Here is a 1470-nt window from a genome sequence, read left to right on the forward strand (position 1 = left end):
TCAGTCAGCTCATCTGATACTGATACACCGCATTCGCGAGCAAGCCCGCTCCCACATTTGTACTGCATTGCAGCTTGAAATCAGCGTTGCACAACCCGCAGGTTGTTCTGCTCTTTCGGCAAAACGCGCTTGGCAATCACGTAGTTCTTGTCCCAGAACGGCTTCTTCAGCGTGTCGATGCTCACCGACTTGCCACGACGCGGTGCGTGGATAAAGCGGTCGTTGCCCAGGTAGATGGCAACGTGGTTGACCTGGCGGCTCTTCAGTTTGAAGAACAACAGGTCGCCCGGCTTCAAGTCCTTGCGATCAACCTTCTGCCCGTGGCCGGCGGCCATGGCATTGGACGTGCGCGGCAGGTCCACGGCGGCAACGTCGTTAAACGCATATTTCACCAGGCCGCTGCAATCGAACCCTTTACTTGGGCTGCTGCCGCCCCAACGATAAGGGGTACCGAGCACGTTGACGGCGCGGCTGAGGACATTGCTGCTTTGCTTGGTGTTGACGCCGACCAGGCCGCTGGCATGGGCCTTGCTCAATTGAGTCGGGCGGTTGACGGTCAGCTTGACCGCCTTGGTGGTGCCGGGTGTGCTGTGAACTTTAGGGGTGAAACCATTAACGTTCGGAAGTCGTTGCTCACGATTGGTGGCGTGGGCGGCCAGTGGCATTAATAGGCAAATGGTTAGCCATGTCTTGAAAAATGGTCGCATTAGGCGTGGCTCTTTTTGGTTTGCGCGCAACTTTATAACAGCTTTTTGTGTCGTTATAAGGCCGTTTGTCGATTGAACCTTGGGGTCAAAGTCAGCAAAAACGCGACGAATCGCCGCAATTGTCCTACACAAGTCAGGTGGCACAAGGCTTTGCGGGAGGGAAGATACCATCGGCCATACGTCGGGCGCCCGTAAAAAAGTCACAAAGAAAATGAAAATATTTATCTATCGAGGCAAAAGAGGTACGCCATGAACACCTATCGGCAAGATGTTTCGCAGCACGACACGCACAGTAAGGTGATCGGTTACCTGCTCTGGATTTTCGGATTTACCGGCGCGCACCGCTTCTATTACGGCAAGCCGGTGACCGGCACGATCTGGTTTTTCACCTTCGGCCTGCTGGGCATTGGCTGGCTGATCGACCTGTTCCTGATCCCGGCCATGGACCGTGAAGCCGACCTGCGGTTTACCGCCGGGCCGACCGAATACAGCGTGGCCTGGATTCTATTGACGTTCCTGGGGGTGTTCGGTGTGCACCGCATGTACCAGGGCAAATGGATCACCGGCCTGATCTACCTGCTGACCGGTGGTTTGTTCCTGGTGGGGGTGTTGTATGACTTCTGGACGTTGAATACGCAGATTTCGATCCGCAATGCCGAGCGTAACGGCGGCCGCTAAAAAGCTCGAGGTCTATACGAAACCAAATGTGGGAGCGGGCTTGCTCGCGAATGCGGAGTGTCAGTCGACAAATTCGTCACTGATC

Annotated in this window: 2 protein-coding genes; one reads left to right on the forward strand and one right to left on the reverse strand. The window is 55.3% G+C overall.

The window, feature by feature from the left end; genetic code table 11:
- Nucleotides 1-80: 80 nt before the first annotated feature.
- Nucleotides 81-707: a C40 family peptidase gene (locus NUV89_RS29640; RefSeq protein ID WP_257784113.1), complete on the reverse strand. Its 627-nt coding sequence runs from the start codon at nt 705-707 to the stop codon at nt 81-83.
- A 249-nt stretch (nt 708-956) separates the two neighbouring features.
- Here NUV89_RS29640 and NUV89_RS29645 point away from each other — a divergent pair, with 249 nt between their 5' ends.
- On the forward strand, nt 957-1385 hold the full coding sequence (locus NUV89_RS29645; protein ID WP_257784114.1) for a TM2 domain-containing protein: 429 nt from the start codon (nt 957-959) through the stop codon (nt 1383-1385).
- The last annotated feature ends 85 nt before the right edge of the window (nt 1386-1470 follow it).

The sequence above is a fragment of the Pseudomonas sp. 18.1.10 genome, assembly GCF_024655625.1.
In the GTDB taxonomy this organism is placed as follows: domain Bacteria; phylum Pseudomonadota; class Gammaproteobacteria; order Pseudomonadales; family Pseudomonadaceae; genus Aquipseudomonas.

Excerpts from the sequence above, each read along its gene's own strand:
- NUV89_RS29645 (WP_257784114.1), top strand. The coding sequence starts at position 957 with ATGAACACCTATCGGCAAGATGTTTCGCAGCACGACACGCACAGTAAG.
- NUV89_RS29640 (WP_257784113.1), bottom strand. The coding sequence starts at position 707 with ATGCGACCATTTTTCAAGACATGGCTAACCATTTGCCTATTAATGCCA.